The sequence below is a fragment of the Methylosinus sp. R-45379 genome (genome assembly GCF_001644125.1).
Classification (GTDB): domain Bacteria; phylum Pseudomonadota; class Alphaproteobacteria; order Rhizobiales; family Beijerinckiaceae; genus Methylosinus.
This window is the reverse complement of sequence record NZ_LUUM01000286.1, coordinates 19,355-44,270: the sequence shown is the minus strand read 5'-3', so window position 1 is coordinate 44,270 and position 24,916 is coordinate 19,355. Positions and strand designations below refer to the sequence as shown.

The 24,916-nt window shown below is 66.3% G+C and carries 24 protein-coding genes; 8 read left to right on the top strand and 16 right to left on the bottom strand.

Annotation, left to right across the window (positions count from 1 at the left end; genetic code table 11):
- Positions 1–24: 24 nt before the first annotated feature.
- From A1351_RS19880 to A1351_RS19870, 3 genes are all read right to left on the bottom strand, one after another.
- On the bottom strand, positions 25–468 hold the full coding sequence (locus A1351_RS19880; protein WP_024878936.1) for an ArsC/Spx/MgsR family protein: 444 nt from the start codon (positions 466–468) through the stop codon (positions 25–27).
- A 281-nt stretch (positions 469–749) separates the two neighbouring features.
- Positions 750–1,526, bottom strand: coding sequence for a M48 family metallopeptidase (locus A1351_RS19875; protein ID WP_024878937.1), 777 nt, complete (start codon positions 1,524–1,526; stop codon positions 750–752).
- Between the two features lie 118 nt (positions 1,527–1,644).
- Complete coding sequence (locus A1351_RS19870) at positions 1,645–2,271, bottom strand: SCO family protein (RefSeq protein WP_026597909.1); 627 nt, start codon at positions 2,269–2,271, stop codon at positions 1,645–1,647.
- 328 nt (positions 2,272–2,599) lie between these two features.
- Here A1351_RS19870 and A1351_RS19865 point away from each other — a divergent pair, with 328 nt between their 5' ends.
- A complete protein-coding gene (locus tag A1351_RS19865; RefSeq protein ID WP_024878939.1) occupies positions 2,600–4,147 on the top strand; it encodes a helicase HerA-like domain-containing protein in 1,548 nt (515 codons plus the stop codon).
- A 66-nt stretch (positions 4,148–4,213) separates the two neighbouring features.
- Here the strand turns inward: A1351_RS19865 and A1351_RS19860 are convergent, their stop codons facing one another.
- The 3 genes from A1351_RS19860 to A1351_RS19850 are packed head-to-tail and all read right to left on the bottom strand — an operon-like array spanning position 4,214 to position 5,565.
- The gene (locus A1351_RS19860) at positions 4,214–4,462 is read right to left on the bottom strand and encodes a type II toxin-antitoxin system Phd/YefM family antitoxin (RefSeq protein WP_024878940.1); all 249 of its coding nucleotides are present in this window, start codon (positions 4,460–4,462) and stop codon (positions 4,214–4,216) included.
- Positions 4,463–4,488: 26 nt separating this feature from the next.
- Positions 4,489–4,977: a hypothetical protein gene (locus A1351_RS19855; RefSeq protein WP_024878941.1), complete on the bottom strand. Its 489-nt coding sequence runs from the start codon at positions 4,975–4,977 to the stop codon at positions 4,489–4,491.
- 15 nt (positions 4,978–4,992) lie between these two features.
- Positions 4,993–5,565, bottom strand: a complete 573-nt coding sequence (locus A1351_RS19850) for an HNH endonuclease (RefSeq protein WP_024878942.1) — start codon at positions 5,563–5,565, stop codon at positions 4,993–4,995.
- Between the two features lie 326 nt (positions 5,566–5,891).
- Between A1351_RS19850 and A1351_RS19845 the strand changes: the two genes are divergently transcribed.
- Positions 5,892–7,391, top strand: coding sequence for an exopolysaccharide biosynthesis polyprenyl glycosylphosphotransferase (locus tag A1351_RS19845; RefSeq protein WP_024878943.1), 1,500 nt, complete (start codon positions 5,892–5,894; stop codon positions 7,389–7,391).
- Between the two features lie 136 nt (positions 7,392–7,527).
- Here A1351_RS19845 and A1351_RS19840 read toward each other — a convergent pair whose 3' ends face one another.
- From A1351_RS19840 to A1351_RS19820, 5 genes are all read right to left on the bottom strand, one after another.
- Positions 7,528–7,833, bottom strand: coding sequence for a hypothetical protein (locus A1351_RS19840; protein ID WP_024878944.1), 306 nt, complete (start codon positions 7,831–7,833; stop codon positions 7,528–7,530).
- Between the two features lie 43 nt (positions 7,834–7,876).
- Positions 7,877–11,650, bottom strand: coding sequence for an AAA family ATPase (locus A1351_RS19835; RefSeq protein ID WP_024878945.1), 3,774 nt, complete (start codon positions 11,648–11,650; stop codon positions 7,877–7,879).
- The gene (locus tag A1351_RS19830; protein WP_064033747.1) at positions 11,650–12,873 is read right to left on the bottom strand and encodes an exonuclease SbcCD subunit D C-terminal domain-containing protein; all 1,224 of its coding nucleotides are present in this window, start codon (positions 12,871–12,873) and stop codon (positions 11,650–11,652) included. Before A1351_RS19830 ends, A1351_RS19835 begins: the two co-directional genes overlap by 1 nt.
- 63 nt (positions 12,874–12,936) lie before the next feature.
- Positions 12,937–13,413, bottom strand: coding sequence for a cupin domain-containing protein (locus A1351_RS19825; protein ID WP_064033746.1), 477 nt, complete (start codon positions 13,411–13,413; stop codon positions 12,937–12,939).
- A 10-nt stretch (positions 13,414–13,423) separates the two neighbouring features.
- Entirely contained in the window at positions 13,424–15,139 is a 1,716-nt protein-coding gene (locus A1351_RS19820) for an OFA family MFS transporter (protein WP_064033745.1), read from the bottom strand.
- A gap of 107 nt (positions 15,140–15,246) precedes the next feature.
- On the opposite strand from A1351_RS19820, the gene A1351_RS19815 reads away from it, so the two are divergent.
- The 6 genes from A1351_RS19815 to A1351_RS19795 all read left to right on the top strand — a co-directional run bounded on the left by A1351_RS19815 (position 15,247) and on the right by A1351_RS19795 (position 20,901).
- Complete coding sequence (locus A1351_RS19815; protein ID WP_064033744.1) at positions 15,247–15,480, top strand: hypothetical protein; 234 nt, start codon at positions 15,247–15,249, stop codon at positions 15,478–15,480.
- A gap of 69 nt (positions 15,481–15,549) precedes the next feature.
- Positions 15,550–16,548 carry an LLM class flavin-dependent oxidoreductase gene (locus tag A1351_RS19810; RefSeq protein WP_026597918.1) on the top strand — a complete coding sequence of 333 codons (999 nt, stop codon included), beginning with the start codon at positions 15,550–15,552 and terminating at the stop codon, positions 16,546–16,548.
- A gap of 285 nt (positions 16,549–16,833) precedes the next feature.
- Positions 16,834–17,499, top strand: a complete 666-nt coding sequence (locus A1351_RS24925; protein ID WP_157096396.1) for a hypothetical protein — start codon at positions 16,834–16,836, stop codon at positions 17,497–17,499.
- Positions 17,500–17,639: 140 nt separating this feature from the next.
- Positions 17,640–18,344 (top strand): transcriptional repressor LexA, encoded by a 705-nt coding sequence (lexA, locus tag A1351_RS19805; protein ID WP_064033743.1) that lies wholly within the window; start codon positions 17,640–17,642, stop codon positions 18,342–18,344.
- Between the two features lie 241 nt (positions 18,345–18,585).
- Positions 18,586–20,466, top strand: a complete 1,881-nt coding sequence (locus A1351_RS19800; RefSeq protein WP_245291690.1) for an AsmA family protein — start codon at positions 18,586–18,588, stop codon at positions 20,464–20,466.
- Between the two features lie 69 nt (positions 20,467–20,535).
- Entirely contained in the window at positions 20,536–20,901 is a 366-nt protein-coding gene (locus A1351_RS19795) for a hypothetical protein (RefSeq protein WP_024878953.1), read from the top strand.
- A 21-nt stretch (positions 20,902–20,922) separates the two neighbouring features.
- On the opposite strand, the gene A1351_RS19790 is transcribed toward A1351_RS19795, so the two are convergent.
- Genes A1351_RS19790 through A1351_RS19770 form a run of 5 tightly spaced genes read right to left on the bottom strand, consistent with a single transcriptional unit; the run spans position 20,923 to position 24,901 of the window.
- Complete coding sequence (locus A1351_RS19790) at positions 20,923–21,717, bottom strand: ABC transporter permease subunit (protein WP_024878954.1); 795 nt, start codon at positions 21,715–21,717, stop codon at positions 20,923–20,925.
- Positions 21,714–22,628, bottom strand: coding sequence for an ABC transporter permease (locus A1351_RS19785; RefSeq protein WP_064033742.1), 915 nt, complete (start codon positions 22,626–22,628; stop codon positions 21,714–21,716). The genes A1351_RS19790 and A1351_RS19785 overlap by 4 nt, the downstream gene beginning before the upstream one ends.
- A complete protein-coding gene (locus A1351_RS19780) occupies positions 22,628–23,686 on the bottom strand; it encodes an ABC transporter ATP-binding protein (RefSeq protein WP_064033741.1) in 1,059 nt (352 codons plus the stop codon). The genes A1351_RS19785 and A1351_RS19780 overlap by 1 nt, the downstream gene beginning before the upstream one ends.
- A gap of 55 nt (positions 23,687–23,741) precedes the next feature.
- Positions 23,742–24,452 (bottom strand): bifunctional 2-polyprenyl-6-hydroxyphenol methylase/3-demethylubiquinol 3-O-methyltransferase UbiG, encoded by a 711-nt coding sequence (locus A1351_RS19775; protein ID WP_064033740.1) that lies wholly within the window; start codon positions 24,450–24,452, stop codon positions 23,742–23,744.
- Positions 24,434–24,901: a DNA polymerase III subunit chi gene (locus A1351_RS19770; protein ID WP_064033739.1), complete on the bottom strand. Its 468-nt coding sequence runs from the start codon at positions 24,899–24,901 to the stop codon at positions 24,434–24,436. Before A1351_RS19770 ends, A1351_RS19775 begins: the two co-directional genes overlap by 19 nt.
- Positions 24,902–24,916: the final 15 nt, after the last annotated feature.

Genomic DNA, 24,916 nt, shown 5'->3' with positions numbered 1-24,916 from the left:
TGTGACCTTCGCTCGCTCCCGCGATCAGTCGGCGGGCGCGGCTCCGGCCTCGCTTTCGGCGCGTAGCGCCGCCGCTTCGGTCCGCACGCAGGTGTCGCTCACCCGCTTCTCGGTCGGCTGCAGCCCGATCCAGGCGCCGATCCGCTCAGGATCGAAGCCCGCCTCGCAGCGGCCGCCGACCTTGATGAGCGGCCTGCGGATCAATATCGGATCGATGATCATCATGACCAGCGCCGCCTGCGGCGTGACGGTCTCTATGTCGATCTCGCCGGATTTGACGCGCGGCGCCGCGAGATTGAACCATTCGCGCACCGGCGTCTCGCCGAAATAAGGCCGCAGGCTGGAGACGCTCCAAGGCTCGGCGAGCAGATTGCGCACCTGCAGCGCATGGCCGGAGGAGAGCAGCAGAGCCTTTTGACGCGCATTTCCGGCGCAGCCGGGTTTCTCGTAGAAGATAACGTCGGCCATACGTCACCTCGATGAGCGAATACCGAAGAAGGAGCTTTGTCTCTTTCATAGCGCATTTTTGTGCGCCGCGGAACGGCCGTGATTCGTTCGGGAGGAGAATTTTAACGAATCAGAAACCATTGGCGGTGAAGCGCCGATGACCGCGCGTCTTTACTTAGAAGGGCATGACGCGCCGATGACAGCGCGTCTCGCGAAGGGGCGGGCCGCGCGTTTCATAAAGAGGCATGCCGCGCCGATGACGGCGCGGTCGTTTCATAAAGAGGAAGGTGAGAAGGCCGCGTCTATTCGGTCGCGCCGAATTTATGCAAATGCGCGCCATGCGTGGAGAGCCAGCCCTCGGCGCGATCCGTCTCCGCGCAGAGGCGCCGCGTCAGCGCCCAGAATCGATCCGAATGATCGAGATATTCGAGATGGGCGACCTCATGCGCGGCGAGATAGTCGAGCACGAAAGCGGGCGCCATGATGAGCCGCCAGGAGAAATTCAGCGAGCCCGACGCCGAGCAGGAGCCCCAGCGGCTCACCGTGTCGCGCAATCCGACGCTGCGCGCGGGCAGGCCGAGCGCGCGCGTGTGGCGCTCCACCGCCGCCTCGAGATCGTGGCGCGCCTCGCGCTTCAGAAAATCGACGATGCGGCGATGCACATGCTCCTCGCGGCCGGCGACGCAGAGGTCGAAACCGTCGCAGAGCGCCGTGTCGAGAGCAAAACGCGTCTCCGCCCACACGGTCCCGCGCGCGCTGGGGCGATGCGCGATGGAATGATCGACGCCGCGCAGCGGCACGACGGCGCCGTCGCGAAAGGGAATCGTGTCCGGCAGCCGGTTGAGCCGCGCGGCGATCCAGGCGGCGTGACGCTCGGTGAACTCGCGCGCCTCGCGTAAGGAGGCGCGCGCGGGCATTGTGAGCACGGCGTCGCGCGCAGCGAAGCGCACGCGCAGCGTGAAGCGTCGCGCGCTGCGCAGACGGCGCAGCGAGACGGTGAGCGTCTCGCCCGCATGTGTGAGTGTCAGGGCGGTGGAGCCCGCGGCTTTCGCGAGCCCGTCGCGTCGAAGACGAAGCATGATTCGATGCTAACGCAAAGCCGCGCCGAGTCGCGACAGGGAAGTTCGCGACTTACGCAAAAAAATGTCGACTGTGTCGTTTCTGCGTCTCTGCGTCTTCGCGTCTCGGCGTCTCGCGTCACAGAAAGCGTTCGAGATCGCGCGCGGCGTCGGCGGGCTTGCGTCCGACATTGAAGGAGCTGACGAAGCGGCCGTTCTTGTCCATCAGATAGACGACGGTCGTGTGGTCGACCGCATAGTCCTCGCCGCTTTCCGCAGCCTTCTTCGAATAGATGCGATATTCCTTCAGCATCGGATCGAGCTGCGCGCGCTCGCCGGAGACGCCGACGATGCGCGGATCGAAATTGGAGAGATAGTCCTTGAGCACGGCGGGCGTGTCGCGCTCCGGATCGACGGTCACGAATAATGCGCCGGCATTGGCCTTCGGCCCCAGCGCGCGCAGCACCTCGGAAATCTCGAACAGAGTGGTGTGGCAGATGTCCGGGCAATGCGTGTAGCCGAAGAAGACGAGGAAGGGCCTGCCGAGAAAGTCCTTCTCGGTGACTGTCTGGCCATTGTGCGCGACGAGCTGGAACGGCCCGCCGATGGCGGAGGCGGGCGGCGGCGGCGGCTTGAGGCTGGTGAACGCCACCAATGCGGCGAAGGCCGCAAGGAAGACTCCGCCGATCGCGAAGAGAGGCAGCTTGGGAAGGTCGCGGCCCTTGGCGCGACCCTTTTGCGAACTCTTGGCGTAGCTCTTGGACATGCGTTTCTTCCCGAAGATATGGCGTCGTTTCTCGTTATCGCCGCGGCCGAGGGGATCGCGGCGTATCGCGATCATCGGCGGCTCTGAAGAGCTGCTGGGCCGGGCGGCGGCGATCTCGCGTGACGCTCCTCTCTATGCGCGGAACTTAGCCTGCGGAGGGGCGTTCGCCAAGCGTCACAGCAGAGCGTCACAGCAGAGCGTCGCCGCGGAGCGAGGCCGTCGCCGCGGCGCCGCGCCGCAGCACGCCTTACGAAATCGCCCGCGGCGGCGACGGCTGGATATATAATGTCGGCGCATCGATTCTCCCATTGAGCGCAGGCGCGAGAACATGACTGACGATCCGAACGCCAGCCCCGGAAAAATCCTCGTCGGCGCGAGCACTGACGGCGTTTATAGTTACCTCACCCTTTCCGTCGGCAATCGCCACGGCCTCATCGCGGGCGCGACCGGCGGCGGCAAGACGGTGACGCTGCAAAAGCTCGCGGAAGGCTTCTCCAATGCGGGGACCGCCGTCTTTCTCGCCGATGTGAAAGGCGATCTCGCCGGCTTGTCGCAGCCGGGCGAGATGCGCCAGGCTTTCGTCGATCGTTCGCTCGAGATCGGCCTCGCCTATGCGGTGGACCGTTTCCCCGTCGTGTTCTGGGATTTGTTCGGCGAGCAGGGGCATCCGGTGCGCGCCACCATTTCCGAAATGGGGCCGCTGCTGCTCGCGCGCCTGCTCGAGCTCAATGATGTTCAAGAGGGCGTGCTCAATGTGACGTTCCGCGTCGCCGACGAGCAGGGCCTCTTGCTGCTAGACCTCAAGGATCTGCGCGCCGCGCTCACCTATGTCGCCGACAATGCGGGCTCTTTGAAGACAAAATACGGCAATGTCGCGCCCGCGACCGTCGGGGCCATTCAGCGCCAGCTGCTGGTGCTGGAGACTCAAGGGGCCGAGAAATTCTTCGGCGAGCCGGCGCTCGATATTTCCGATTTTCTGCGCGTCGATCGCGACGGCCGCGGCGTCATCAACGTGCTCGCTGCCGATAAGCTGATGCGCTCGCCGCGGCTCTACGCCACCTTCCTGCTGTGGCTCTTGTCGGAGCTGTTCGAGCAGCTGCCGGAGGTCGGCGATCTCGCGCAGCCCAAGCTCGTCTTCTTCTTCGACGAGGCGCATCTTCTCTTCGACGACGCGCCCAAGGCGCTGCTGACGGCGATCGAGCAAGTGGTGCGGCTCATCCGCTCCAAGGGCGTCGGCGTTTATTTCGTCACGCAAAATCCGCTGGATGTGCCGGACAGCGTGCTCGGCCAGCTCGGCAATCGCGTGCAGCATGCGCTGCGCGCATTCACCCCCCGCGACCAGAAGGCGGTGCGCGCGGCGGCGGAGACCTTCCGCCAAAATCCCGCCTTCGACACGGCGGAGGCGATCATGCAGCTCTCCGTCGGCGAGGCGCTCGTGTCCATGCTCGACGCCAAGGGCAAGCCGGAGATCGTCGATCGCGTGCTGATCGCGCCGCCCGCCGCGCGCGTCGGGCCGATCACCGCCGAGGAGCGCGCGAATGTTCTGGCGGAGAGCGCGCTGCGCGGCAAATACGACACGCCCATCGACCGCGAATCGGCCTTTGAAATATTGCAGAAGCGCGCCGAGGGCCATTTGACCTCGGCCGGCGCCGGCCCCGCCCGACCCGAGGCGCAGACGACGCAGGCGAGCGCCGGCGGCGGCCTCATCGGCACGCTCGGCGGCGTGGTCGGGGGATTGTTCAAGCGCGAGAATCCAAAGCGCATGTCCACCGGCGAGCTGGCCGTGCGCTCGGCGGTGCAATCGGCGGCGCGCTCCATCGGCACGCAGATCGCGAAGGAAGTTTTGCGCGGCGTGCTGGGCGGTATATCGCGCTGAGCGCGCAATATTGCCGCTCTCAGTCGATGGAAGGCGTCGGGGCGCGACGACGGCGGATTTGTATCGTCAAAGCTCGACGTCTCGCGACGGCCAGCCGTCGCGTTCCAATTCGCCGCCGGGAAAAGCTTTCAAATAGCCGACGAGGCTTGGTCGATCGCGCTTCATCGCCGCGTGGGCGATCCCGGCCGCCTCGATCGAGACGAGAGCCGCCGCCGGCTCGCCGTGACGCGTGATCGTCTCGGGCTCCCCGCGCATGGCGCGATCGACGAGATCGGAGGGGTTCGCCTTCGCGTCGTTCAGATCGATGGTCGCCATGCAATGACCCGCCTGATGGTCAGCTATCAGCCGCGCAGCTCGCGACCGCGCATCTCTCTGTCGCGCGGCTCTCGCCCGCGCATGGCGATCAGCCAATAGATCGTCCCCGTCAAAGCCCCGGCGAGGAAGAACAGCAGCGCGAAGCGCCCTTCGGCCGGGCTCGCCTCGACGAGGCGGCCGCTCCCACGCGCGGCGCGGAGAATCGTGGGCGCGGCGGCGGCGAGCAGCGCTGTCGCCCCGGCATACCAAGTATAGGCGCGCGCCCCGGCGATCTCGCCGATGAGCGCTACAATGGCGAGCGGAGCCGCGCAGCCGGCGATCCCCATGGCCCACAGCACATAGCCGAAGGCCGCCGCCACATCATCGGGCTCGGCCCAGAACAGCGCGCCCATAGCCAGGGACGAGCCGGCCTCGCGCGTCGCGGTATCGCTGAGCGCGGCGATCGGCAGGAAGATCATGCCCGCGCCGGCGGCGAGCACGAAGGCGAAAGAGACGACGAGAAGGCGACGCAGCATGTGGCTCGATTGCGATCAGGGCTCCAGCACCGAATCCCAATAGAGATAATCGAGCCAGCTGTCGTGGAGATAATTGGGCGGGAACAGCCGTCCATTGCGGTGAAGATCGGCGACGCTCGGCTGAAAGGGCGGCTGGGCCGGCAGCATATGCGCCTCATGCGGCAGCCGGTCGGCCTTGCGCAGATTGCAGGCCGAGCAGGCGGCGACGACATTTTCCCAGGTGGTGGCGCCGCCCTTGGAGCGGGGGATCACGTGATCGAAGGTGAGATCGTCCTGCTGTCCGCAATATTGGCAGGTGAAGCGGTCGCGAAGAAATACATTGAATCGGGTGAAGGCGGGATGGCGGGCGGGCTTTACATAGGCTTTGAGCGAAACGACAGAGGGCAATCTTATTTCGAAACTCGGACTTTTGACCGTCTTGTCATATTCCGAGACGATGTTGACCCTGTCGAGGAAGACCGCCTTTATCGCGTCCTGCCACCCCCATAGGGACAGAGGATAGTAGCTCAGCGGCCGATAGTCGGCGTTGAGAACCAACGCAGGACAGGCCTGCGGCGAAACATTTGACTGGCGAAAGTGAACGGTCACCTCGGCCCTCTTTCCGCGAATCGTTCGGACGCCCTCCAGCCCCCGAGCCGCGGCCATAGTCTATAGGCAGGATGACGCCATTGTGAAGGCTTCTCTCGGCGCCGCGGCGCCGCGGCCGCGCGATTTCGCCCTGAAATATGGTAAATATTTTATTTATCAATGAGTTGGGCGCGGTCTTCGCTTTCGCCTCCCCGCCGCTCGCTCCGATTCGCCGCTTTTTCGCCGCTCTGCGGGCAGGCGGCTTGCAGCTTCCGACCCGAAAGCCGGCCAAAACGGGGGAATTGCTCCATTACGGCACGGTGGCAGTATCGGGTTGGAGACGAGCCGTGTCGAGTATCGCCGATCTTCCCTTTTCGTCGCTCCGCAAGGACGACGCTCGCGTCAAAGCTGGAACCGACAGCGCAGCATTGCGCAGCGGCTGGTCGCGCGCCATGCCGAGCCCGAATGCGGCGCTGATGCGCGCCTCCTTCTCGGTGATCGCGGCGCTGATCGATGTGGCGGTCATTCTCGCCACGGCCATCGCCTGCGAGACGCTGTATCATTATTTCGCCTATGGCTATGACGGCTCGACGCTTCCCAATCTGCGGCTGTGCATGTTCGCGGCGATCCTCTTCGTGCTCTCCAACGTCATGCGGCACGAATATGCGATCAAGAATTATCTGACGCTGGACGGCCATGGCTGGCGCGGCGCGGTGCTGTGGAGCGTCGCTTTCGTCTGCGCCTTGACCTTCGGCTTTCTCGCCAAGGCGACCGAGGAATCCTCGCGCGGCGCCTTCGTGCTCTTCTATGCGACGGGATTTCTCTCCGTCTATGCGGCGCGCGCGGCGCTGGTCGGCGTGGTTCGGCGCAGCGCCGAGCGTGGCGGAGCCTCGGCGCGTCGCGTGTTTCTCGTCGGTTTCGAGAGCGACATCGACGAGTTCATGCGTCGCTATCAGCCTTGGGAGAGCGGCATGAATGTCGTCGCCGCCGTGGCGCTGCGCGACCGCGCCGACGCCATGCAGGACGATCTCGCTCTGGCGCAGGCCTCCGCGCGCATGCTGCTGCCCGACGATGTGTTCATTCTGGCGCCCTGGAGCCGCACCGACGTCATCGACGATTGCGTGACCGCCTTCCTGCGCGTCCCGGCGTCGATTCATCTCGGGCCGGAGCGCGTGCTCGACCGTTTCGTCGATGCGCATATCAACAAGATCGGCTCGATCGCCAGCCTCAATCTCAGCGGCCGCCGCGCCGACTCGCTCGAGATCATCGCCAAGCGGCTCTTCGATATCGTCTTCTCGTCGCTCGGCCTCATCGCTCTGTCGCCGCTGCTGCTCGCCGTCGCGGCGGCGATCAAGCTCGACAGCAAAGGCCCGGCGCTGTTCTTCCAGCGCCGCCACGGCTTTAATCGCGAGCCCTTCCGCATCGCCAAATTCCGCTCCATGACGACGATGGAGGACGGCCGCGAGATCACCCAGGCGACAGCCGGCGACAAGCGCGTGACGCGCGTCGGCCGCTTCATCCGCCGCTACAATATCGACGAGCTGCCGCAGCTCATCAATGTGCTGCGCGGCGAGATGTCGCTCGTCGGCCCGCGCCCGCATGCGCTGGCGCATGACCAGATCTTCGAGCGCAAGATCGCCCTCTATGCGCGCCGCCACAATGTGAAGCCCGGCATCACCGGCTGGGCGCAGGTGAACGGGCTGCGCGGCGAGATCGACTCGCCGGAGAAGATCCGCCTGCGCGTCGAGCATGATCTCTATTACATCGACCATTGGTCGCTGCCGCTCGACGTGTGGATCATCTTCATGACGATCTTCTCGCGCAAGGCCTATCGCAACGCGCTGTGAGGCCATTTCCAAGTGATTGCTTCGCTCGAAGAAGCGATGATCGCCGTGGCCGTCATTGCGAGCGAAGCGAAGCAATCCAGAGCCGTGAGGCGGCAGAAAAAAAACGTATGACACGGCCGTCCCGGCGCGCGTCAATTCAGTCGATCGCTTGCTCTCCGATGGTCAAGGCGGCGAGAATGCCGAGGGAGACGACAGGAAACGCCAGCAAAAAGCCGAGCAGAAGCGAATCGGCGTGAGCAATTTTGGCGAGGCGGATCGAGCAGGCGGCGAACACCGAGTAGACAATCACGAAGGGTATCAGGATTTGCGGGTAGGTCGATTCGTTCGGCAGTCCGATGAAACGAAACAGTGTCGCGACCAGTGTCGCCATCCAGATCAGGATCGGGAAGGCGAACACTGTTCCGACAGAGAGTCCGAGCAAGAATCCGATGAAGAACCGCATTTGATATTCCCATTTTCGAACGACCGTCGGAGGCGCCGCGTCATCATGTCGGTTGCAGCGCAGCGATCCATCCTCCTCGCGCCTCTATGCGCACCGCGCTGCGGCCGCCGCCGCGTTTCTCGACCCTTATCTGCACAGGAATGCGCTGACGCAGCGACTCGACATGGCTGATGACGCCGACCTTGCGGCCCTGCCCATGCAGCCTCTCCAGCGCGTCCATGGCGACGTCGAGCGTTCCTTGATCCAGCGTGCCGAAGCCCTCGTCGATGAACAGCGTGTCGACGAAGGAGCCGCGCCCCTCGAGGCTGCATAGGCCGAGCGCCAGCGCGAGCGACGCCAAAAAGCGCTCGCCGCCGGAGAGCGAGCGCGTCGAGCGGCGCTCGTCGCAAAGATCGCGATCGACGATCTGCAGACCGAGATCGGCCGTGTCGCTGGCGGAGCGCTCCAGCCGATAGCGCGTCGTCAGCGTCGCCAGATTGCGATTGGCGAGCACGACGAGATGCTCCAGCGTCACGCTCTGCGCGAAGCGGCGGAACTTGTCGCCGCTCGCCGAGCCGATGGCGGCGTCGACCTCGGCCCAGCTCTTATGCGTCGCCTCCGCTGCGGCGATCTCGCCGGCCAGCGTCTGCGCGCGACCATGCGCGAGATCATCGGCGGCGAGCCGCTCGCCGATCTCGCCGAGCCGCCGCGCCAGCGCTTCCAATTTCGCCTCCGCCGCGGCGCGGCGCGTGTCCGCAATTGCGACATCCTGCTCCGGGCGTCCGGCGGCGAGCGCATCGGCGAGATCGCGCCCGCGCGCTTCTTTTTCCGTGCGTGCGGCGGCGAGCGCTGCGTCCGCCGTCGCCAGCCGCGCGCGCAATTCGGCTCGCTCCTGTGGCGAGACGGCGAGCAGGGTGAGCGCCGCCGCTTCGTCGATTTGCGCGATGGTCAGAGCGTCGGCGAAATTCCGCGCATCCGTCTCGCTCCGCGCGCGCGCTTCTGCGAGCGCCTCGCCGGCATGGGCGAGATCGCGCTCGGCGCCCGTGCGGCGCGCCTCGGTCTCGGCGCTGTCGCGCGTGGCGGATTCGAGCGCCTGCTGCGCGAGGAGACGCGCGTCATTGCAGCGTGTGCGATGGATCGCCGTCGGCTCGCCGCCGAGCAATTCGCCGCGTTGCGCGCGACGCTCGGCGAGGACGCTGGCGCGCTCGCTCTGCTGAAACTTCGCCGCCGCCGCCGCCTCGGCGCGCGCGCGCGCCTCTATGCGCAGGCCGGCGAGATTTTGCGTCAGCTCCTCGAGGCTGCGCGCCATATGCGCGGCGCTCTCCTGCGCATTGCGAAAATCCTCGCCTTTCGTCCTCAGTCGCCGCATGGCGCCCTCAGCATCGCGATCGAGATCGGCGAGCGAGAGATCGCAGAGCGGCAGAAAGGGCGCGAGCGCACGATCCACGGCGCTCAGACTCTCGGCCGCGGCGGCGCGGGTCTCGCCGATGCGCGCCGTCTCTTCACGCGCGGCGGCGATGTGCGCGACAATTTCGTCGCGCCTTTGCCGGCGCTCGTCGATCGCGGCGGCGAGACGATCATGCGCGAGACGTAGCGCATCCATATCGGCGCGCAGCGCCCGCGCGCTCTTCAGCCGCTCGTCGAGCGCATTGCTCTCGCGCTCGAGGCTTTCCGCGAGGCGCGCGAGCAATGCGCTATCCTCGATCGAGGTCGGCGCCGGCGCATCCGCGGGCCAGCGCGCGCGCGCTTCATCGTAATCTCTCGCGGCCTCGTCGCTTTCGGCGAGCGCCTCGTCGCGTCGGCGCGTGGCGTCGGCGGCGCGCTCCTGCGCTGCGGAGAGGCGGCCGCTCGCCGCGGCGATCGCGCGCTCGGCTTCCACCATCTCGCGGCGCAGCGCGTCGCGTCGCGCGCGCAGCTCGGCGATCAGCGCATCGGCGGCCTCGCTCTCATGCGCATGGGGATGCGCGCGCGCGCCGCAGACCGGGCAGGGCGCGCCATCGACGAGGCTCGCGCGTAGCGCCAAAGCCTGCTTGGAGACGGCGGCGTCGGCGATCTCGCCCAGCCGCTCCACCTCGCCGCGCTTCGCCTCGCAAAGCTCGCGCGCGTCGCTCGCATCGCGCAGCGCGCGCGTCTCGCTTTCCTGCACGACATTCGCGCCCTCGAGATCGAGCATGGCGCGGCGCCATAGGTCTCGCGCCTTCGCATGGCGGCGCATTTGCGTCTCGATCTGCGCGGCGAGACGCGCGAGCGCGTCCAGCGCGCGGCGGCGCTCGCTCGCCTCGTCTTCCTTCAGCTGCGCGAGCGCGGCGCTGCGCGTCTCTATCCGTTCCGCCAGAGTGGCGCGCTCGGCTTTCGCCTCGCGATCCGCGCCATCGAGCGTCTCCATCTCGCGCGTCGCGGCGTCGATCTCCGCGCCGAGCGTTTTCGCGCGCGTTGCATCGCGGGCGAGCGACTTCGCCGCCTCGCCTCGACGTCCAAGCCATTCGGCGATTTCGCTCCAGCGCGTGAGCAGCGGCTCTGCTGTGGCGAGACGCTCCAGCGCGGCGCGCACCGTCTCGGCTCCTGCTCGCGCGGTCGCGACTTGCGCGATCAGCGCGGTCTCTTCGTCGGCTTTCTGCTGCGCGATGCGCGCGGCCTCATGCGCGATTTTTTCGGCTTGCATCGCCTCTCGCTCCGCCGCGAGGATTTCGGCGTCGAGATGTTCGGCCGCCGACCATAGCGGGCCGAAGTGTTTGAATTCGGTTTCCGCCGCCTCCAAACGCGCGCGCTTTTGCGCTTCTCTCTCGCGCCCCTCCTCGAGCGCGGCCTGCGCTTTCGCTGCGGCTTCGCGCGCGGCGATCTCGCTGATCGTCGCACGCGCGAGATTTTGCGTCGCCGCCTCGCGCGCGGCGAGGGGCGCGCGCAGCGGCTCGGCGAGATCGAGTGTCTTCGCCCGCTCGCGCGTTTCCGCCAAGGATTCCTGCGCGGCGAGCGCCGACTGCTCGCGGGTTTCCGCCTCGGCGAGGCGCGTCTCCATTTGCGTGATCGCCGCATGGCGCTGCAGCAGAGCGGCGGCTTCGTCGCGCTCGCGCGCAGCCTCGGCGCGGGCGGCGGCGGAGGTGTCGCGCTCGTTCTCCAGCGCGGCGCGCGCTTCCGCCGGCAGCAGGCCGATCTCGTCGCGGCGGCGGCGCAGACGATCCAGCGCCTCCAGCGCAGCCTTGGTGCGCAGATAGACGCGCTTGGAAATCTCCGCATAGACGGAGGCGCCGGTGATCTTCTCGAGCAGATCGGCGCGCTCTTTCGAATCGGCGCGCAGAAAAGCGTCGAAATCGCCTTGCGCCAGCAGCACGGTGCGGCGAAATTGCTCGAAGGTGAGATCGGTGAGCTCTATGACCTTGGCGCGCACAGGCTCGACGCCCGAGGCGACTGCCGCAACCACCGCGCCTTCCGCATCCAGCCGATGCAGCGCGCGGCTGCGCTGCTGAAGATTGCCGGTCGCTCGCCCGCGAGCGCGCGCAATGTCGCAGCGGGCGCGATAGCGCTCGCCGTCGCGGCCGAGAAAATCGACCTCCGCGAAGCCGCGTCCGGCGCCGCGGCGCAGAATGGAGCGCGGATCGGCGGCGCTCACCGTCTGGCCGCTGGGGTCGGGAACGCTCTCATTGACGCCCTGCGCGGCGACGCGCGGAAAAGCGTCATAGAGCGCGAGGCAGAGCGCATCGAGAATCGTCGATTTGCCGGCGCCGGTCTCGCCGGTAATGGCGAAGAGGCCGGCGCCGCGCAGAGGCTCCTTCTCGAAATCGATCTCGAAACGCTCGGCGAGGCTTGCGAGATTTTCGCCGCGGATCGCGAGAATGCGCACTATTCCTCCATCGCGGCGGAATGGAACAAAGTGAGATGCTCCGCGGTCGGCTCGGCTTTGTGGGTGAGCGCGAAAGCCTCGCGAAACAGCTCGACCGGCTGGCGTTCCGAAAGGCGCAGAGCGGCGGGCGCCGGCGCCTCTGTTTCCGCGCGCTGCGGGCGCTCGACGGTGAGCGAGGCGAGGCGGATCGGAAATTTCTCCGCTATCGCGTCGATCTCGGCGTCCAGGCCGACGATCGGCCCTTCGGCGGCGATGGTGAGGTGAATAAACGGCTTCTCATCCGCTGGCGTCGCGGGATCGAGGGCGAGCGCGGCGAAAGCGGATTCGACATCGTTCCGCGCCATGCCGCCGCGCGGCGGAATGCGCAGGCAAAGAGTCGGACGCGGCAGCGGGACATGCTCGACCGTCGTCGCGGCGCCCGCGATCGTGACGATCGACACGCCGTGACGATAGTCGATCTCCGTCTTGGAGAGCGGAAACAGCGAGCCGGAATAGCGGATGCTCTCACGGCCGATCGCCTGTGGCCGATGCAAATGGCCGAGCGCGACATAGGCGACATCCGGCGGAAACACGTCCGGCGGAACCGCATGCTCGCCGCCGACGAGAATGCGGCGCTCGGCGCCTTCCGATTCGAGGGCGCCGGCGACATGCAAATGGCCGGTGACGATGAGCGGCGCCGCGCCGATGCGCGCCCGCGCCGCGGCGATCAGCTCGCCATAGAGCGCGCGCACGGAGCGCACGACGGGCGAGCCCTCGCTCTCACCTTCCAGAACCGGCAGATCGGCGGCGCGCGGATAGGGCACGGCGAGAAGATGCGCCTCGACGCCGCCGCCGGCGCCGCGCAGCGGCACGAGATGCACGTCGGCGTCGATCTCGCCATTCTTCCGCGCGATCGTGCCGACGCCGGCGACATTGACGAGATCGAACAGAGCGCGCGGCGCTTCTATGCGGCCGGCGGGATCGTGATTGCCGGCGAGCAGCACGATGGTCGCAGCGGGCAGGGCGGCGCGCAGTTCCTTCAGCGTGTCGTAGAGGAGCTTCTGCGCCTCGGCGGACGGGTTGAGGCTGTCGAATATGTCGCCGGCGACGATCACCGCATCGACGCGGCGCTCGGCGGCGATGGCGACCAGCGCGCGCAGGACCTTGCGATGCTCCGCCTCGCGCGGCCAACCTTGCAGCTGCGCGCCGAGATGCCAATCGGCCGTATGGAGGAGGGTGAGCAGCGTCTTGTCCTTCGCGTCTTCGTGGCTCGATCTACCATGAAGATGCGGAAGACAAGAAGGCGATCAGCGCTGTGGAGCGGGCTTTGGCCACAGGCTGGCGCCGGAAGGGCCGACGCCAGTCTCGAGCAATAGGACCTCACCGTCCTTCGCCCAGCCGAAATGAACCGTCTCCGCCGGCACGACGATGGAATCGCCGGGGCCGAGGAGGCGCAGCGATTTCTCGTCGAGCTCGCCGCCGACGCCGGCGTAGAAGCGCCCGGAGATCACCGTCACCAGGCGCGCGTCGGGATGCGTATGCGGCAATGATTTCGCGCCGGCCGCATATTTCACCGAGAGCGCATAGAGCGCGCCCGGCTGCGTCGCCGTGCCGCTGACCGGGGCGGCGGTGACGCCTGAAAAGATCGGCACGGGCGCATATTTCAATTCGCTCTGCAGCACGGCCGGCGGCGGGCCGTCGGCCAGCGCCGCGCCGGCCGAGGACGCCAGCGCCGCGCCGGCAAAGAACGCCAGCGCGAAGCCGAGAAGATTGCGCGCGCGCATGAGGCCTCCGTCAGTGGAAGAGGACGAAGGTCTTCTGCAGCGTGATCGACACGCCCCAGGCGAGCGGAATGCCGACGGCGGCCCAGGCGGCGAAGAGCAGAATGCGCGAATTGCCATTCTGCGCGGCGGCGGCGCGGCGCGCCTCGGCCGCGGCGGCTTCCGCAGCCTGTCCTTCCTCGACATAATCCTCGAAATCGGCGTGCGGCTCTCTTTCTTCCTGCGCGATGGCGGCGACGCTGGTCTTCTTTTCCGCGGCGACCTCCTCATCGGTCATGAACAGCTTCTCGGCGACCGGCCGCACCGAGAGATCGCAGATGAGGCCGAGAATGAGCAGGCCGGCGAGAATATACATGGTCTGATTATAGACCGCGTCACGCGCGACGCCGTGGTCGAGCTGATAGTCGCGCAGATAATTGACGAGCACCGGACCGAGCACGCCCGCCGTCGACCAGGCGGTGAGCAGACGGCCGTGAATCGCGCCCACATAATGCGTGCCGAAAATATCGGCGAGATAGGCGGGAATAGTGGCGAAGCCGCCGCCATACATGGACAGGATCACGCAGAAGAACAGCACGAAGAGCACGATATTGCCCTGCTGCGCGGCCCAGGGCGCGGCCGAATAGAGAATAATGCCGAGGATGAAGAAGACGGCGTAGGTGGTCTTGCGGCCGAGCTTGTCGGACCATGTCGCCCAGGCGAGGCGGCCGCCGATGTTGCAGAGGCTAAGCAGGCCGGTGAAGCCGGCGGCGATGGCGGCGATCTTCGCCTTTTGCGCCGCGTCGAGCTCGGAAAAGCCGATGTCGAGGCCGATGAGCTTGCCGCCGAATACTTCCTGCAGCATGGGCGAGGCCATGCCGAGCACGCCGATGCCGGCGCTGACATTGAGCATCAGCACCGCCCATAGCAGCCAGAATTGCGGAGTCTTCCAGGCGACGTTCAGATGTACGTGGCGGCTCGTCACCATCTTGTTGGCGGCCGTCGTGGACGGCGCCCAGCCCTCCGGCTTCCAGCCGTCGCGCGGCACGCGATAGCCCAGCGAACCGCCCACCATGAAGACGAAATAGATCGCCGCCATGGTGACGAAGGTCTGCCACACGCCGACCGAGCCGGGCGTCGCGTAAAAGGACATCAGCCTGTCGGCGAGCGGCGCGCCGATCATCGCGCCGCCGCCGAAGCCCATGATCGCCATGCCGGTCGCCATGCCGCGCCGGTCCGGGAACCATTTGATGAGCGTCGAGACAGGCGAAATATAGCCGAGCCCGAGGCCGATGCCGCCGATGACGCCGGAGCCGAGCCACAGCATCCAGATCTGATGCAGATAGACGCCGGCCGCCGAGATCAGCAGGCCGCCGCACCAGCATACCGACGCCGCCAGGCCCGCCTTGCGCGGACCGGCGGTCTCCAGCCAATGGCCGAACACCGCCGCCGAGGAGCCGAGAAAGACGAAGAACAGCGTGAAGGTCCAGCCGAGCATGCTGATCTTCCAATCGCAGCTCGTGGCGAAGACGCTGGCGAAAAAGCCCATATCCGCGGGGCAGGCCTTCGGCTCGGCGCCGCCGATGACGCGCGACAGCGGAAGCCAGAACACGCTGAATCCATAGGCCATGCCGATGCACAAATGCACGGCGAGAGCCGCCGGCGGCACCAGCCAACGATTGAAGCCGGGCGCTGCGATGGAGCGCTCCCGGCTGAAAAATTGCCGGGATGGCATAGCGGCTACCGACATGAAATCCTCCGAAAATCGAGCCGCGCTTCCTCTGCGGCGTCGTGAGCGGTCCCCCGAACGCCGCCCCCGCGGCGCCCGCTTTTTCGCGATGAGCGCCCTCGCGGCGCGTGCTGGTTTTCGACAATGCCGAGCGTTGCGACTTTTTCAACTCTTTCTATCGGAAAATCGTCACAGCGCCGATGATCGATCAATATGTTTTTCTCGTCGCTTTATTTGATTTCTCTATTATGACGCCTATGCGCCGGATTGGACGAGAGCTTTCTATCGGCCGACCGAAATTCGCACGCGACGCCAATGTTTTTGCGCTTGCGGGCGGGCTTTTGCGTCCATATTCTGTATGACAATATGTAACTGCCGTATATAGCCAAGGCGCGCATGGGAGCGGCGGCGCGCATCTCGAGGCCCTCGCCATGCGGTTCGGCGTCTTCTCCACTTACGAAAACCCGCAGCAGGATTTCGCGCGCTGCTTCGAGACGCAGACGCGCCTGGTGCGCCACGCCGAGGCGCTCGGCTTCGAGGAGGCCTGGGTCGCCGAGCATCATTTCGAGCCGGACGCCGCCTGTCCCTCCATTCTCACGCTTCTCTCCTATCTCGCGGGCGTGACGACCACGATACGGCTCGGCTCGGCGGCGGTGCTGCTCGCCTTCCGCAACCCGATTCAGGTGGCGGAGGATGTCGCCACCATCGACCTTCTCTCCAAGGGCCGGTTCGATTTTGGCGTGGCGCGCGGCGGACCTTTCGAATTGCAGAATCGCCATTTCGGCGCCGGCAAGGATTCGACGCGGGAGATGACTCTGGAGGCGCTCGGCCTCGTCAACCGCCTGCTCTATGAGGACAAGGTGACTTTCACCGGCGCGCATTACGAGGCCAATGGCCTCAGCCTCACGCCGCGCCCGCTGCAAAAGCCCATCCCCACCTATCTCGCCACCACCACGCCGGGGGCGATTCGCTACGCCGCGCGCAATGGCCATGGCGTGATGGCCGGCCCGCCTTTCCCCATAGAGCAGATCAAGGAGACCTTGCGCATTTATCGCGAGGCCGCGGGGCCGGAGGGCGATCCGCGCTTCACCATGGCGCGCTTTTATTTCGCTGCGCCGCGCCGCGAGCAGGCGCTGGCCGAGGCTGTTCCCTTCCTCTCCCGCTTCGCCGAGCGCATGCGCGGCAATTTCGCCCGCCAGGACGGCGCGGCGCCGGCCTCGCTGACCGAGGAGGGACTGCTGCAACGCTCGCTGATCGGCGATTTCGACGAAGTGGCGGAGAAGATCGCCGCCTATCGCGAGGAGACCGACGCGCGGGCGATATTGCTGAAGCCGATCTCGCGGGATCCGGAGAAGAACTTGCGCTCGCTAGAGGATTTCGCGCGGCATGTGCGGCCGATGCTGGGGGTGGAGGCGGCGGCGGCGCAGTAGAGGGGCGGAACCGTAGGATCGTAGCCTGTGTGAGCGACTCTTCGAATCAAGCAAGAACTCTGCTATTCTTAGCGAATGGAAACTAGAGAATCTGAGCCCGCAACGGCGTCACATCAACGGATAGTTGATGTTATAATAAATGCCGGTTCGCAAATTTGGCCCTTTGCAACCTCGTTGCCGGCCCTCGTTTCCGCCTACTGGGAAGGGTTGCCTATCGCGGCGACCGTCGTTCTCCTAGCCGCTGCCGTGGCATCCGGGTATCTAGTTTTTCTTGCTCGAAATGACATGAAGGGGCGTCTGATATGGTTCGTGGCTGGCGCCGTCTTTTCCGCAATAATTCTTGGCATTTTTCAGCTAAATAAAGATAGGTTTTTCTTATCGAATATTGACCGAGAAGTTTTTGACACGGCTAAAGAGTTTGGGGGAAAATTATCGGTTGAGCATTGGGCTGTTCAGAAGAGTGATGTGGCGTCGCAGACCCATTTTGACAGTGGGGCTACTATTTTATTTTTTAGCTCACGATCTGATCTTTATGTATTGTTATCAACAAACGAGGCTTTTATGTTCCCGCCAGCAGAAGTTGTAGTCGAGAAAGAGTGGTTCGATGAGGCGTATGTGAGACAACAACTAGGGGTCCCGCCAAACAAAGTTTCTCCTCGCGGAGGGGTAGCAAAATACTGGCATGAAATTAACAAGCGTGTGCCTGGAGGCGTGCAATTGGGTTGGCCTGATTGGTTTTGTGATACCGACAAGTTTAGCGTCATCTCAAAGGGGTATGAAAACGGGGTGATTGCGGGGCCATTCCGTTCTTCGGGACGGGACAATGTTAATGACCGAGGGCAGTGGTTTGTCATTAACAGTCGGGATAAATCGCTTGAATGGCGTTCTCAGCGAGCCCGAATAGATTTGGATCACGATGTTTCTGACTGGAAATGCATTCATGCTCCCTGACCAAGGACCGCCGAAGAGTCTCCCTTGCGGAACGCACCGAGAACGCCTATCCTCCCGTTCATGATTTGTTTATGAACCCGCGCCATCATGGCTAGGTTCGGACGTGGCGCGACGCGGGCGGGCGGCGCCGGGGGGCTTCCATGCTGACCAAGAAACAGAGCGATCTGCTGCGCTTCATCCATGAGCGCCTGAAGGAGACTGGCGTGCCGCCCTCCTTCGACGAGATGAAGGACGCGCTCGATCTGCGCTCCAAATCCGGCATTCACAGGCTCATTCTCGCGCTCGAGGAGCGCGGCTTCATTCGCCGTCTGCCCAATCGCGCCCGCGCGCTCGAGGTGTTGCGCCTGCCCGAATCGGCGACGCCCCGCGTCGCCGCGCGCGGCGGCAAATTCTCGCCCTCGGTCATAGAGGGCGCGCTCGGCCGCGTGCGCCCCGTCCCGGCCGGCGAGCCCGAGTCCGATCAGCAGGTGGCGATCCCGGTCATGGGCCGCATCGCCGCCGGCACGCCCATTTCCGCGCTGCAGAATCGCAGCCACACCATCAGCCTGCCGCCGGATATGCTCGGCGGCGGCGAGCATTTCGCGCTCGAGGTGCGCGGCGATTCGATGATCGAGGCCGGCATTCTCGACGGCGACGTCGTCGTGGTGAAGAAGCAGGACAGCGCCGACACCGGCGATATCGTCGTCGCCCTCATCGACGACGAGGAGGCGACATTGAAGCGCCTGCGCAAGCGCGGCGCGTCAATAGCGCTCGAGGCCGCCAATCCGGCCTATGAGACGCGCATTTTCGGGCCTGATCGCGTCCGCATCCAAGGCCGTCTGGTCAGCCTTCTGCGCAAATACTGAGGGCCTCGCGCCGCCACGATCTCGCCGCCCTTTGCCGCCATGGTCCGGCCTCGCGCGCTTTTGGCGCGCGGGCCTTTTCGCGTAGCGGCAGAGCGATAAAGGCATGTTGCTCTCGTCTCGCGCCCTCGCCGAGGGCGCGCGCTGTGTCGCCAGCGGCCCGTGGCCGCCCCGCCTTTTTTTCATGGACGATGGAATGTCGCACTCGACCGGCCCGATGCGCGAAATCGAAGGATCGAAGCCCTTGGGCCAAAGCCGCCGCCTGCCTTTCCCGCGCCTCTCGCGCCGCTGGCTGATCGCTCTCGGCGCCGTCGCCGCAGTGGCGCTCGGCGCGGCGCTCGCGCCTTGGACCTTCTCGACCAATGCGCTGCTCGAGGAGATTTCGGGCCAGCTCAACGCCTCATCCGGCCTGTTCATCGCCGCCAAAGGCCGCTCGACCTTCTCGCTGCTGCCGCGCCCGCACATCACCATAGACAGCATCGCCTTCGCCGATCCCACCGCCGCGCTGACCATCGAGGCGGAGAGGCTGCACGGCAATGTGCTGCTGCTGCCGCTGCTGGCCGGCCGTTTGGAAATCGCCGATATCGAGCTCATCCGCCCCGCCATAGAGGTCGATCTCGATCGCAAGCCGATGAGCACGTCCGGCGCAGCTGTGCGCGCCGCGGCGGCGCGGCCCTCGACGCCGGCGGCCGAGAAGGCCGATCGCGCCCGGCTCGGCGGCGTCTCCATCGTCTCCGGCGTCGCAAGGCTCAAATATTCGGGCGGCGAGGAAACGCTGCAGGACATTGACGCGACGCTCGATTGGCGCACCGTCGGCTCGCCGGCGACGCTCGACGCCGCTTTCTCCTGGGGCGGCGAGCGGCCGCGCGCCATGCTCTGGGTGCTGAAGCCCGGCGCGCTGCTGCGCGGCGAGCAGACGCCGGTCACTGTGCGGCTCGATTCGGACAGCGTGCGGCTGGAGGCGGAAGGCTTCGGCCAGATCGGCGCCAAGCCGCGCTATATGGGGCGGCTCAACGCCTCTTCGCCCTCGCTGCGCCATGCGCTCGGCCTCGCCAAGGTGAGCGCGCCGCTGCCCGGCGCCTTCGAGAATGTGCAGCTCTCCGCCAAGGCCAGCGTCGGCCTGCGCGATTTTCAGCTGACCGATGTGAAGCTCTCGGCCGACGACAATGAGTTCGAGGGCACATTCGCGCTGCGGCACGAGGGCGAAAAGCCCATCGTCCATGCGACTCTCGCCAGCAATTTCGTGTCGCTGAAGCCGATGATCGCCGATCTGCCGCCGCTCTCCGGCGCCGACGGCCAATGGAGCCGCGACGCTTTCGTCCTGCCGAATATTCAGGACGCCGATGTCGATCTGCGCCTTTCGGCGACGCGCGCCCGCATATTGCGGCTGAATCTCGAGGACGCCGCTCTATCGCTGCTGCTGCGCGGCGGAAGGCTCGAGCTCTCGCTCGCCGAGGCGCAGGCCTATAAGGGGACGGTGAAGGGCCGCGCCACTTTCGCCGCCAATGCGGCGGGCGCGCTGGAGTTTCACGGCAATGCGCAGCTGACCGGGGTCGACGCCGGCGCGCTCGCCTGGGACCTCGCCGCACGGCCCGATCTCGGCGGCGCGCTGGACGCCAATTTCACGCTCGACGCCACTGGCGACAGCGTCGCGCAGATCACGCGCGATCTCGACGGCCGCGCCAGCCTCACGCTGAGCGAGGGCGAGGTCGGCGGCATAGATCTCGAGCGCGCGCTGCGCCGCGTCGACAAGCGGCCTTTGTCGAGCGCGATGGATATTCGCTCCGGCCATTCGCTGGTGGATCGCGCCAGCGCGACCATCAAGATCGTCAAAGGAACCGCGAATATAGAGGACGGCCAGGCGCATGGGCCGGGCTTCGCGCTGGCCTTCGCCGGCCAGACGCGCATTCCCGAGCGCAGCCTCGCGATGAAGGCGCAGGCCAATGAGGCCGACGCCGCCGGCAAGCCGCGCGAGAAGGGCGTGCAGATCGGCTTCGATCTCTCCGGCGCCTGGGACGATCCCGTCTTCGCGCCGGACGCCGCCGCGCTGATCAAGCGCTCGGGCGCGGCCGCGCCGCTGCTGCCGCGCGTCGAGCCGGAGGCGGGCGCGGCGAAGGAGCGGTGAGAGCTTCCCGCTGTTTTTCTCGTTCACTCGCGCGAGCGTCACGAGACCGCAGCGAGCTCGGGGGCGGCAATGATGGGTCGTGAGGAGCTTTTGGGCGCATTGGTTGCCGCCTCTGGTGGCGTGCAGGCTGCATACGAGGAAATCCTCGACGCGTGGGGGTCGGAAGAGCCGCCTGTCACGACGCTCCTCGCCGCCCTAGGCTATCGGATCGCCGAGGACTTCGATAGCACGGACGTCGACGCCAACCGCCGCCTGTTCTCGTTGATCGAGCAGGCTATGGAGAGTGGCGATAACGGATTGAGGACCGTTGTCGCTACAGGCCTGATCGAAGCTTTGGCGGTTCGGGCTGTCCAAACTGAGGGCCTGTGGAAGCGGATGGCGCCACTTCTCGGCCCGCGATCTCTGTATCACGCAGAGGCTTGGTTGTCCGAGTGACGTAGAGCGCAGAGAGCCCGGCTAGCCCGCCCCGCCGCCCTTGGCGCGCCCGCGCGTGAGCAGCGCCGAGAGGCCGAGCGCGATGGCGACGAAGCCGAGCAGCAGCGTCGAAATGGCGTTGACCTCAGGCGACACGCCGAGCCGCACTTGCGAATAGATGCGCATCGGCAAGGTGGTGGCGCCGGGGCCGGTGGTGAAGCTCGCGATCACGAGATCGTCGAGCGAGATGATGAAGGCGAGGAGATAGGCGCTGACGACGGAGGGCGCGATCAGCGGCAGGGTGACGAGCGCGAAGGCGCGGACCGGCGTCGCGCCGAGATCCATCGCCGCTTCCTCGAGCGTGCGGTCGCAGCCTTTCAGCGCGGCGTGGATCATCACAGTGGCGAAGCACATTGTGAAGGAGGCGTGCGCCAGCACGAGGGTGAGAAAGCCGCGCTCGACGCCGAAAGCGACGAAGACCAGCAGCAGGCCGAGGCCGAGCACCACTTCCGGCATCACCAGCGGCGCATAGATGGAGCCCGCGAAGAGCGTGCGCGAGCGGAAGCCGCCGAAACGCGCCAGCGCCAGCGCCGCCAGCAATCCGTTGAGCGTCGCGATGAGCGCGGAGAGCGCCGCGGCGGAGAGGCTGATCTGCGCCGCGCGCAACAATTGCTCGTCATGGAGGAGGGCGGCGTACCATTTGGTGGAGAAGCCGCCCCACACTGTCACCAGCCGCGAGGCGTTGAAGCTCATCGTCGCCAATATGACGATCGGCCCATAGAGAAAGCCGAAGCCGAGAAGCAGCGCGGCGAGGCGCAGAAGACGCGCGCCGCTCATCGCGCGCCCTCGCGCAATTGCGCGCGCTCATAGAGAAGAATGGGGACGAGCAGCAGCGCCAGCAGCGCCACAGCCGCGGCGGAGGCCGCCGGCCAATCGCGATTGGCGAAGAAATCATTCCATAATGTGCGGCCGATCATCAGCGTGTCGGAGCCGCCGAGCAGATCGGGAATGACGAATTCGCCGACCGAGGGAATGAAGACGAGCAGCGCGCCGGCGACGATGCCGCGGCGCGACAGCGGCAAAGTGACATGCAGAAAGACTTGGAACGGCGTCGCGCCGAGATCGGCGGCGGCCTCGCGTAGCGAAGCGTCTTGCCTCTCGATCGCCGCATAGAGCGGCAGCAGCATGAAGGGCAGATAGGAATAGACGATGCCGACGACCACCGCGCCGCTGGTCGCGAACATGGGCAGAGGCGCGTCGATAACGCCGAGCGCCATCAATGCATGATTGATGATCCCCTCGTCCTTCAGCAGCGTGATCCAGGCGTAGACGCGGATCAGAAAGCTCGTCCAAAAGGGCGCGACAGCGAAGCCGATGAGCACGGGGCGCAAGCGGCGCGGCGCGCGCGCTATGGCGAGCGCGAAAGGATAGGCGATGAGAAGGCAGACCAGCGTCGCGCCGCCGGCGATGGTCAAAGAGGAGAGATAGGAATCGAGATAGAGCGTGTCCTCGGCGAGGCCGCGATAGGCGTCGAGGCCGAGCTGCGGGAGCTTCTCGAAAAAGCCGGCGAGGCCGGCGCCATCGAAGACGGGCTCATAGGGCGGGCGCGTCTGCGCCGGATGCGACAGCGAGATTTTGACGATGAGCGCGAAAGGCGCGAGGAAGAACAGCGCGATCCAGGCGTAGGGCGCGGCGATGACGAGCGTCTCGCCGCGCGTGAGCCTGCGTCTTTTGCCGCCCTCCGGCATCACTCGCTCGCGAAGATGCGCCCGGCTTCGGGCGCGATGGAGATGCGCGCCGTGTCGCCGACGCAAAAAGGCGCGCCGCTATCGGCGCCGCGCGAGACGCGCAAGGCCTCGCCGCCGGAAAGGCGCAGGCGAAAATGCGTCGTCTCGCCGCGAAAGGCGACGTCTTCCACCACGCCGTCGAAGCCTGGGGTTTCTTCGGTCGTTGGCGCGATGGCGATGCGCTCCGGCCGCACGGCGAGCACGGCTTTCGCGCCTTGCGAGAGGCCGCCGCCTTCCGCCGGCAGACGGCCGAAGGCGCCGACGAAAGCGCCGTTCTCGATATGGCCCTCGAGGAAATTCATCTGGCCGATGAAGCCGGCGACGAAGCGCGTCGCTGGGCGCTCATAGACCTCTGTCGGCGCGCCGATCTGCTCTATGCGGCCGGCGCGCATCACGGCGATGCGATCGGCCATCACCAGCGCCTCGTCTTGATCATGCGTGACGACGACGAAGCTCGTCTTCAGCCTGCGCTGGATTTCCTTGATCTGAAATTGCGTCTCCTCGCGCAATTGCCGATCGAGCGCGCCCAAGGGCTCGTCGAGCAGCAGCAGCCGCGGGCCGGGCGCGAGGGCTCTCGCGAGCGCCACGCGCTGGCGCTGGCCGCCGGAGAGAAGGTCGGGCCGGCGCGCCTCGACGCCCTCGAGCCGCACGATTTGCAGCAGCTCGGCGACGCGGGCGGCGATCTCCGCTCTGCCCTTGCCCTGGCGGCGCAGGCCGAAGGCGATATTGTCGAAGACGGAGAGATGCGGAAACAGCGCGTAAGATTGGAACATGAGATTGACCGGCCGGCGATGCGGCGGCGCGCCGCTCATATCGGCGCCGCCGATCTCGATGCGGCCGGCGTCCAAGGTCTCGAAGCCGGCGACGAGGCGCATCAGCGTGGTCTTGCCGCAGCCCGACGGGCCGAGCAGCGCGAAAAACTCGCCGGCGCCCACCTCGAGCGAAACGTCCTCGAGCGCCGCGATCGCGCCGAAGCGCTTGGACGCGCCTTTGATCGAGAGTAGCGGCGCGTCGGTCATTTCGCTCCCGTTCTGCGATCATGGCGTCGCGAGCCGTCCGGCTCGCCGATTGCCGTCAGCCGTCCCGGCGGAAGGACGCGCGCCAATGGCGGACCATGGCGTTCGTCGCGGAAATATCCTCGAGCGTCTCGCAACGCAAGCCGCCCACGGCGAGCGCTTCGATGCGGCTCGGCGGCAGCGGCCAGGGCGGGCCGGAGGCCTCCTGGCCCTCATCGCGGGCGCGGGCGATGACGAGCAGCAGCCCGCCCGGCGCGACCAGGCCGGCGAGCGCCTCTGCCGCTCTATCCAGCAGCGTGTCGGGCAGGGCTTGCAGCGTGTAGCATTCATGGACGAGATCGAAGCCTCCGCGCCATTCTTCCGGCGTAGCGAAGAGATCGGCGACGCGATAATCGACGGCGCTCTGTGGAAAGCGGCGCTTCGCCCAGGCGACGGCGTCCTCGACGAGGTCGAAGGCGGTCACGCGCGCGCCGGCGGCGGCGAGCGCCTCGGCGTTGTCGCCGAGACCGCAGCCGATATCGAGCGCGCGCAGACCGTCGAGGCGCCGGGTCGCGAGCCTGTCGGCGAGCAGCGGATGCGGCGCGAGATGCGCCCATGGCACACCGGCGGCGTCGCCCTCGGCGAGGCGATAGACGGCCTCGAACCAATCCTTGCGCTGCGGATCGGCCTCGACGCCGCCGGGCCTCTTATGCGGGTCGATCTCGTCGAGACGGGCTCGCGCAGCGGCGCGGCGCGCGAAAAACTCCTCGGTCACGCCTGCTTCTCCCATTTGCCTTCCTCGCTCTGGCGCCAATAGGAGAGCGTGTGGCCGTCCGTCTTCAGCTGCCGCCATTGCGCGCGCGCGGCCAGCACCGCCGCTTCGTCATTGCCGTCGAACATGAGTATGGCGCGGTCTTCCGGCGCGCTCGCAGGGTTTGCGAGCACGGGAGACAGCTCCGCATTTTCCACGAAGAAGCGGACATGGGCGCGATTGGGATTGTCCCGGCCGATGGTGAGGAAGATCGGCTGCGTCTCGGGATCGTCGTCCTTGGCCGAGCCATGCGGCAGAAAACCATCCCCCGCATAGGACCAGAGCAGATCGTCGAGCGCCTCCAGCCGCCGCGCGCTGGTCGCCTGCACCACGACACGCCAGTCGCGCGCCAGCGATAGCTCGAGCAGCTTGGGCAGAGCGCTCTCCAGCGGGAGGCGCTGGAGATGATAGAACCAGACATCGGTCATGGCGTGAGCTTCCAT

Bases quoted from the DNA above. Each gene is read 5' to 3' on its own strand.
- A1351_RS19790 (WP_024878954.1), bottom strand. From the start codon at position 21,717: ATGAGCGGCGCGCGTCTTCTGCGCCTCGCCGCGCTGCTTCTCGGCTTC.
- A1351_RS19785 (WP_064033742.1), bottom strand. From the start codon at position 22,628: ATGCCGGAGGGCGGCAAAAGACGCAGGCTCACGCGCGGCGAGACGCTC.
- A1351_RS19820 (WP_064033745.1), bottom strand. From the start codon at position 15,139: ATGTCGGTAGCCGCTATGCCATCCCGGCAATTTTTCAGCCGGGAGCGC.
- A1351_RS19855 (WP_024878941.1), bottom strand. From the start codon at position 4,977: ATGCTGCGTCGCCTTCTCGTCGTCTCTTTCGCCTTCGTGCTCGCCGCC.
- A1351_RS19810 (WP_026597918.1), top strand. From the start codon at position 15,550: ATGCGGTTCGGCGTCTTCTCCACTTACGAAAACCCGCAGCAGGATTTC.
- A1351_RS19775 (WP_064033740.1), bottom strand. From the start codon at position 24,452: ATGGGAGAAGCAGGCGTGACCGAGGAGTTTTTCGCGCGCCGCGCCGCT.
- A1351_RS19865 (WP_024878939.1), top strand. From the start codon at position 2,600: ATGACTGACGATCCGAACGCCAGCCCCGGAAAAATCCTCGTCGGCGCG.
- A1351_RS19840 (WP_024878944.1), bottom strand. From the start codon at position 7,833: ATGCGGTTCTTCATCGGATTCTTGCTCGGACTCTCTGTCGGAACAGTG.
- A1351_RS19875 (WP_024878937.1), bottom strand. From the start codon at position 1,526: ATGCTTCGTCTTCGACGCGACGGGCTCGCGAAAGCCGCGGGCTCCACC.
- A1351_RS19860 (WP_024878940.1), bottom strand. From the start codon at position 4,462: ATGGCGACCATCGATCTGAACGACGCGAAGGCGAACCCCTCCGATCTC.
- lexA (WP_064033743.1), top strand. From the start codon at position 17,640: ATGCTGACCAAGAAACAGAGCGATCTGCTGCGCTTCATCCATGAGCGC.
- A1351_RS19770 (WP_064033739.1), bottom strand. From the start codon at position 24,901: ATGACCGATGTCTGGTTCTATCATCTCCAGCGCCTCCCGCTGGAGAGC.
- A1351_RS19880 (WP_024878936.1), bottom strand. From the start codon at position 468: ATGGCCGACGTTATCTTCTACGAGAAACCCGGCTGCGCCGGAAATGCG.
- A1351_RS24925 (WP_157096396.1), top strand. From the start codon at position 16,834: ATGAAGGGGCGTCTGATATGGTTCGTGGCTGGCGCCGTCTTTTCCGCA.
- A1351_RS19825 (WP_064033746.1), bottom strand. From the start codon at position 13,413: ATGCGCGCGCGCAATCTTCTCGGCTTCGCGCTGGCGTTCTTTGCCGGC.
- A1351_RS19780 (WP_064033741.1), bottom strand. From the start codon at position 23,686: ATGACCGACGCGCCGCTACTCTCGATCAAAGGCGCGTCCAAGCGCTTC.
- A1351_RS19795 (WP_024878953.1), top strand. From the start codon at position 20,536: ATGATGGGTCGTGAGGAGCTTTTGGGCGCATTGGTTGCCGCCTCTGGT.
- A1351_RS19870 (WP_026597909.1), bottom strand. From the start codon at position 2,271: ATGTCCAAGAGCTACGCCAAGAGTTCGCAAAAGGGTCGCGCCAAGGGC.